General features: G+C 64.8%; 5 protein-coding genes. 3 read left to right on the top strand and 2 right to left on the bottom strand.

Going from position 1 to position 6049, the window contains the following annotated elements; translation table 11 throughout:
• On the bottom strand, positions 1-801 hold an 801-nt coding region (locus AACR77_RS07110; RefSeq protein ID WP_042880575.1), incomplete at its 3' end, for a LysR family transcriptional regulator.
• 130 nt (positions 802-931) lie between these two features.
• On the opposite strand from AACR77_RS07110, the gene AACR77_RS07105 reads away from it, so the two are divergent.
• Complete coding sequence (locus AACR77_RS07105; protein ID WP_042880573.1) at positions 932-1690, top strand: SDR family NAD(P)-dependent oxidoreductase; 759 nt, start codon at positions 932-934, stop codon at positions 1688-1690.
• Between the two features lie 95 nt (positions 1691-1785).
• Here the strand turns inward: AACR77_RS07105 and AACR77_RS07100 are convergent, their stop codons facing one another.
• Positions 1786-3219 carry a glycoside hydrolase family 1 protein gene (locus AACR77_RS07100; protein ID WP_042880572.1) on the bottom strand — a complete coding sequence of 478 codons (1434 nt, stop codon included), beginning with the start codon at positions 3217-3219 and terminating at the stop codon, positions 1786-1788.
• Positions 3220-3382: 163 nt separating this feature from the next.
• Here AACR77_RS07100 and AACR77_RS07095 point away from each other — a divergent pair, with 163 nt between their 5' ends.
• Both AACR77_RS07095 and AACR77_RS07090 read left to right on the top strand, forming a co-directional pair.
• Positions 3383-4300, top strand: a complete 918-nt coding sequence (locus AACR77_RS07095) for a LysR family transcriptional regulator (protein ID WP_042880570.1) — start codon at positions 3383-3385, stop codon at positions 4298-4300.
• Between the two features lie 101 nt (positions 4301-4401).
• Positions 4402-5976, top strand: coding sequence for a sensor domain-containing diguanylate cyclase (locus AACR77_RS07090; RefSeq protein ID WP_042880568.1), 1575 nt, complete (start codon positions 4402-4404; stop codon positions 5974-5976).
• Positions 5977-6049 lie beyond the last annotated feature (73 nt).

The following is a 6049-nucleotide window of genomic DNA, read 5'->3' as shown; positions in this document are numbered from 1 at the left end:
CTGCCACTGGGGCAGGATGCTCACCAGCTCGCCCCCCGCGAGCAGGGATTCGACCCCCACCCGCGGCATCTGGATGATGCCGAGCCCCGCCAGCGCCGCCGCTAGGTAGGTCTCGCTGTCATTGACCATGAGGGCCCCCGCCATGGGCAGCAGGGCGCGGCGACCATCTTCCGCCAGGTATTCAAAGCCGGGTTCGCTGCGCCCCTGCCCGGCACCAAACCCGGGACCATAGTGCACCAGCCGGTGGCCCGCCAGATCCCCAAGGGTGCGGGGCACCCCGTGGCGAGCCAGGTAGCCTGCGCTGGCACAGTTGATCTGGCGATAGTGACCAAGGGGCCTGGCCACCAGGCTGGAGGGCTCAAGCGCCCCGACCCGCACCACGCAGTCAAACCCCTCGCGCACCAGATCCACCCGCCTGTCCGTGCTGCTCAGCATCAGTTGCAGGGCGGGATGCTGCGCCAGAAAGTCCGGCAGGGCCGGGATCACCAGGTGGCGGGCCATCCGGCTTGGCATGTCGACCCGCAGTTGTCCCGAGATCTGCCCCCCCTGGCGAAACAGGCCGTCAAACTCCTCCATATCCGCCAAAAGCTCCCGACATCTGGCATAGCAGAGCTGGCCGTCTGTGGTGAGCTGCACCCGCCGCGTGGTACGCAGCAGGAGCCGGGTCCCCATGCGCTCCTCCAGCCGGCGGATGGCGGCAGAGAGGGTCGCCTTGGGGATGCCCGTCTGCTCGGCGCAGCGGGTAAAACTCTCCAGCTCGGCAACCCGCACGAAGGCTCTCATCGCATCCAGTTGATCCATGGCCTGATTGTCTCGATAAACGGAACAGTGATTCTATTATCACGCTATTTATCCAGTTTAAAAGGAACAATACAGTGATCCGGTCGGCTCGTCTCGAGCCTGTGTCCGCCACCCTGACAGGAGTCATACCATGACCAGACCCATCGCCCTCATCACCGGAGCCAGCCGCGGCCTTGGCAAGCACGGGGCCCTGGCCCTCGCCACCAAAGGCGTCGACCTCATCATCACCTACCGCAGCCAGGCCGCAGAGGCGGAGGCGGTGGTGTCCCAGGCCCGCGCCCTCGGCGTGCAGGCCCATGCCCTTGCTCTGGACGTGGGCGAGAGCGCCACCTTCGCGGCCTTTGCAGAGGAGGTGACGCAACTGCTCACCCGGGAGTGGCAGCGCACCCATTTCAACTTCCTGGTCAACAACGCCGGGATCGGCATTCATGCCAGCTTCGAGCAGACCACGGAGCAGCAGTTCGACACCCTGCTCAACATCCACCTCAAGGGGACCTTCTTCCTGACCCAGGCGCTCCTGCCCCTCCTGGCAGACGGCGGTCGCATCCTCAACCTCTCCACCGGTCTCACCCGCTTCGCCATGCCGGGTTATGCCGCCTACGCCGCCATGAAGGGGGGCGTCGAGGTGCTCACCCAGTATCTGGCCAAGGAGCTGGGCCCCAGGGGCATCGCGGTCAACGTGCTGGCCCCCGGCGCCATCGAGACCGATTTTGGCGGCGGCGTGGTGCGCGACAACAAGGGAGTCAACGACTTTCTCGCGAGCCAGACCGCCCTTGGCCGGGTGGGTCAGCCCGACGACATCGGTGGCGCCATCGCCGCCCTGCTCTCCGATGACTGCCGCTGGATCACCGCCCAGCGCATCGAAGCCTCGGGCGGCATGTTTATCTAGGCGGTCATGATTGCCTGCTGCACAGACAAGGAAGGCCCCCTCCGACGAGGGGGCCTTCCGGCATTGGGCAGACGAGGTGCGGCGCACCGGGCCCGTTACAGGGTCTTGCCACCGCTTGCAATGACCTGGCTGTACCAGTGGAAGCTCTCTTTCTTGATGCGACGAAGAGACCCTCCCTGCTCGTCCCTGTCCACGTAGACAAAGCCGTAGCGCTTCTGGTAGCCGTTGAGCCAGCTCAGGATGTCGGTGAAGGACCAGGCGCAGTAGCCCAGGAGCTCAACCCCGTCCTGCATCGCCTCCTGGCACGCCTTGAGGTGGCTGCGCAGATAGGCGATACGGTAGTCGTCGTTCACCTTGTCCCCGGCTTCCAGCTTGTCGAACTCCCCCAGGCCGTTCTCGGTGATCATCAGCGGCAAGGCGTAGCGGGAGGAGAGCCGGCGCAGGGCGATGCGCATCCCGGTGGGATCGATGGCCCAGTCCCAGTTGCTGGTCTCAAGGTGCGGATTGGGGGCCGTCTTGTAGAGGCCGGGAATGCCGCTGGAGGGCGTAGTGCCCTTCTTGCCCGTGGTGTTGATGCGCTGCATCGTCTGGCCGCCGAGGGGGTTGTCGGTGAAGGTCAGGGTGTAGTAGTAGTTGACCCCGATGTAGTCGGGGGTGCCTTCGCGCAAGAGCTCGAGATCGCCCGGCAGGATCTCCGGCGCCTCGCCGGTCTCCCGCAGATAGGCGAGTGCCGCCTGGGGGTAACGGCCGAAGCAGTAGGCATCCAGCCACCAGAGGTTGGTGAACTCCTCGGCATTCTCGAACGCCAGCATGTCGCTCGGGGCGCAGGAGGCCGGATAGGCGGGGGAGTACGCAAAGCTCGGCCCGATCAGGCCGTTTGGCACGTGCTGGCGAAACGCCTTGATGACACGGGCATTGGCGAGAAATGCGATGTGGTTGGCGGCGAAGAAACGCTTCCTGTCCTGCACCGCGGGAGGATGGGTGCCCAGCTGGTAGGCGTTGGTCAGGTTGTAGTTCTGCTCGTTGAGCGACACCCAGTACTTCACCTTGCCGGCGAAGCGCTGATAGAGGGTCACGCAATAGCGCTCGAAGTCGTCGATGATCCGCCTGTCTTCCCAGCCGCCGTACTCATCCTGCAGGGCCTGGGGGAGATCCCAGTGATAGAGGGTCAGCACCGGCTCGATGCCGTGGGCCAGCAGGGCGTCGATGAGCCTGTCGTAGAAGGCGAGCCCCGCCTCGTTCACCTCGCCACGCCCGGTCGGGTAGATGCGCGGCCAGCTCACCGAGAAGCGATAGGCCTTGAGCCCCATCTCGGCCATCAGCGCCACGTCCTCTTCCACCCTGTGGTAGTGATCCACCGCCACGTCTCCGTTGCTCCCTTCAAAGGTCTTGCCCGGCAACTTGGTAAAGCTGTCCCATACCGAGGGGCCCTTGCCCTCCTCGTTCCAGGCCCCTTCCACCTGATAGGCAGCGGACGCGGCGCCCCAGAGGAAACCGTTCGGGAAGTCATTGAACTTGTGATGATGCATCTGGTGTTGCTCCTTCTGCGCGGATGGCGGGGGCCATCCTGTGATACGTCGGCCCCGTACAGGGGCCCGAAATGAGTTGGCACCAGCATCCAACACTTCTAGAATTCCGTCCAATGACAAATATGGCCACCTATCATTCCTATCTGGAATCAAGCGAGGCACCATGGAGTTGAGAGACCTGAAAGCCTTCGTCACCCTGGGGGAGGTATTGCACTTTGGTCAGGCGGCGGCGCGCCAGCACGTCACCCAGTCGGCCCTGAGCAAGCAGATCCGCCGGCTGGAGGCGGACCTTGGCGGCGAGCTGTTCGAGCGCAACGCCGGCAGCACCCGGCTGACGGTGCTCGGGCGCGCCCTCTATGCCGACGCCTGCACCCTGGTGGCCCAGAGCGAGCAGCTCGCCCGCAGCGCCCGCGACGTGCTGGCGGGCCACGCGGGTACCCTGCGCATCGGCTTCGGGGTCGCCACCAAGCTGCTGGTGCCCGCCGCCATCGCCCGTTTTCGGGCCAGCCGCCCCGGGGTCGCCATCGAGCTCAACGATCTCTCCACCCATCACCAGTTGCTGGCGCTGGCGGAGGGTCGCCTGGATCTCGGCTTCTGCCGCCTGCCCGCCCCCAAGGGCTGGCCGGTGCTGCCCGTGGTGCGCGCCCATTTCGTCGCCGTGCTGCCCGCAGGCTATCAGGGGGTGGCAGGGCTCGCCGATCTGCAGGAGAAGCCGCTCGCCATCCTGCGCCGGGACAAGGCCCCCTCTTTTTACGATCAGTTCATCCATTACCTCGCCCAGAGCGGCCTGCGCTTTCAGGACATCCAGTATGTGAACGACTTCGCCGCCGGCATCGCCACCGCGGCGGCCGGCATCGCCTGGACCCTGGTCCCCTCCTCCACCACCATTGAGCATCCCGATGTGCTGACCCTGCCCCTCGGGGAGGCCGACGCGAGCTGGATCATCGGGCTCATTCGCCCGCCGGGCAACGACAATCCCCTCGTCGCCCCCTTCTGGCAGACGGTGGCGGAGCTGGCGGATCCCGCCCTCACCGGCCTCATGACGACCGGGGACGGGGCTCCCACCCGGGACACCCCATGAAAGGGAACCATTCGAGAATCACATTAACGATGGCATTGGGCGGACACCCCCCTTAAAATTGCCGCACTGCCCCGACGCCACGACAAGGATCTGTTTCGTTCATGCACTCTCACTGGCTGCTGAGGTTTGATCTGCATCGCCTCATCCTTGCGCTGGCCGTCATCGGCGTGCTGGCAACCTTTGGCAACAGCTTTTACGCCATCTATCAGGCACAAAGACAACTGCTCATCGACAGCACCCTGGAAGCAAACCGGGTCTATGCCACCAAGCTCGCCGCCTCCACCGAGACCATGCTGCGCTCGGCCCAGGGACAGCTGGCCTATGGCGCGGCCCGGCTCGCCCCCTTGCTGCAAGGCAACGACCTCCATGGACTCGAGGAGGTGGCAGGCCAGTTGCGCCAGCAGACCAACACCTTCAACTCGGTGGCCATCGTGAACACCGATTCCGTCATCGTCGCCGTCTCTCCCGAGGCATTGCATGTGAAAGGGGTCAAGCTCACCTCGGCCAATGCGAGCCGGACCCTGGCAAGCCAGCAGCCCCTCATCGCGGATCCCCTGGTCTCCCTCACTGGCAACTACCTCATCAGCCTCTCCCACCCCATCTTCTCGGCAGACAAGCGCTACCTCGGCTATGTTGCCGGCACCATCTATCTGGAGTCCGCCAGCGTGCTCTCCAGCCTGCTGGGGCAGCACTACTACCAGGATGGTTCTTATCTTTATGTGGTGGACCGCCAGCGCACCCTCATCTATCACCCGAACCCGGAGCGCATCGGCCAGAAGATTGGCAAGAACCGGGTGGTGGATGCGGTGCTCAAGGGGCAGGATGGCGCCCAGAGCGTGCTCAACTCCCGGGGCAGCGAGATGCTGGCAGGCTTTGCCCCGGTGGCGGACGCAGGCTGGGGGATAGTGGCCCAGCGCCCCCGCAGCGCCACCCTGGCCGGTCTGGATGAACAGATGCTGGAGATCCTCAAGGGGATGATCCCGGTCACCCTCTTCATTCTCTTCGTCATCTGGCTCTCGGCCACCATCATCGCCAGACCCTTGCGGCAACTGGCCAACCGGGCCGGACTCATGGATCAGCAGGGGGCCGCCACCAGCATCTCGGGGATCCGCGCCTGGTATTTCGAAGCGGCCCAGTTGAAGCAGGCCATCCTCAAGGGGCTGGGGCTGCTCAACACCAAGATCGACAAACTGCACACCGACAGCCACACCGACCCCATGACGGGCCTGTTCAACCGCCGGGCCATGCAGCAGATGCTGGACGAGTACGAGGTCGAGAGTCAGCCCCTGACGGTGATTGCCCTGGACATCGATCACTTCAAGGCCATCAACGACCGCTTCGGTCACGACGTGGGGGATGCCGTTATCGTCTCCCTCGCCACCCTGATGCAGCAGGATCTGCGTTCCGATGCCGCCTTGTGTCGAAGCGGCGGCGAGGAGTTCCTGCTGCTGCTGCCCGGGGTCTCCCTTGCACAGGCGCAGAAGATCGCCGAGCGCCTGCGTACCCGGGTGGCGAGCCACGACATGGAGGTAGCTGGCCATATCACCATCTCCCTCGGCGTCGCCCACTGGGGAGCGGATGCCACCAGCATCGCCGCCGTGCTCAAGGAGGCGGACAAGGCGCTCTATGATGCCAAGAGCCAGGGCCGAAACTGCGTGGTGGTGGCCCTGGGCTGATGGCCCAGGCTTTGCTGGGCACCGTTCGGCCATAAAAAAGGCTATGTCCCAATTACGTGTTGCATGGGGCGCC

This window comes from Aeromonas sp. ZOR0002 (assembly GCF_963866995.1).
GTDB lineage: Bacteria > Pseudomonadota > Gammaproteobacteria > Enterobacterales > Aeromonadaceae > Aeromonas > Aeromonas caviae.
Note: the sequence above shows the minus strand (reverse complement) of the source record. Positions and strands in the feature narration are given on the sequence as shown.

Coding starts and splice junctions, on each gene's coding strand:
- AACR77_RS07090 (WP_042880568.1), top strand. CDS start 4,402: ATGCACTCTCACTGGCTGCTGAGGTTTGATCTGCATCGCCTCATCCTT.
- AACR77_RS07100 (WP_042880572.1), bottom strand. CDS start 3,219: ATGCATCATCACAAGTTCAATGACTTCCCGAACGGTTTCCTCTGGGGC.
- AACR77_RS07105 (WP_042880573.1), top strand. CDS start 932: ATGACCAGACCCATCGCCCTCATCACCGGAGCCAGCCGCGGCCTTGGC.
- AACR77_RS07095 (WP_042880570.1), top strand. CDS start 3,383: ATGGAGTTGAGAGACCTGAAAGCCTTCGTCACCCTGGGGGAGGTATTG.